General features: G+C 27.3%; 1 protein-coding gene. It reads right to left on the bottom strand.

Going from position 1 to position 439, the window contains the following annotated elements; genetic code table 11:
- Positions 1–191 precede the first annotated feature (191 nt).
- Complete coding sequence (locus tag AVBRAN12642_RS09795; protein WP_336608325.1) at positions 192–320, bottom strand: hypothetical protein; 129 nt, start codon at positions 318–320, stop codon at positions 192–194.
- Between the last annotated feature and the right edge of the window lie 119 nt (positions 321–439).

The raw sequence follows: 439 nt of genomic DNA, 5'->3' as shown, positions 1-439 counted from the left end.
TTTCAATTTTTTAAATCCAAAACCAAAGTAAATTCCTAAATTAAATTCTTTTCTCTTTTTATTTTTTTTGTTTTATTTTTTAAGATTTTTTATAATAAAAATATTTCTTTAAATTTAAATTCTTTCAAGGAGAAGGGAAGAAGACTTAACTTGCGAAGTTAAACCTTGCCTTCCCCTTAAACCACTTCTCATCACTGACTACGCTCTATAGGGAAAAACTGCCTAAAATCCATAACCTGCTTTGCTAACGCTTCGTAGCTTGATGGATTTTTAACAGCAGTTTTTCGTAATTTAATTGTAATTTTGCTCGTTTCACTCACAAAATTATTTGTGATTCCACTGATTAAGTTTTGTTTTTAGGGTTTTGGAATTTGAGATAGGAATTTCAAAAAAATTTGAGATAGGAATTTGCTTTAGTTTTTGGGTTAAAAAATTAAAA

The organism is Campylobacter sp. RM12642 (assembly GCF_020137635.1).
Taxonomy (GTDB): Bacteria; Campylobacterota; Campylobacteria; order Campylobacterales; family Campylobacteraceae; genus Campylobacter_E.
Note: the sequence above shows the minus strand (reverse complement) of the source record. Positions and strands in the feature narration are given on the sequence as shown.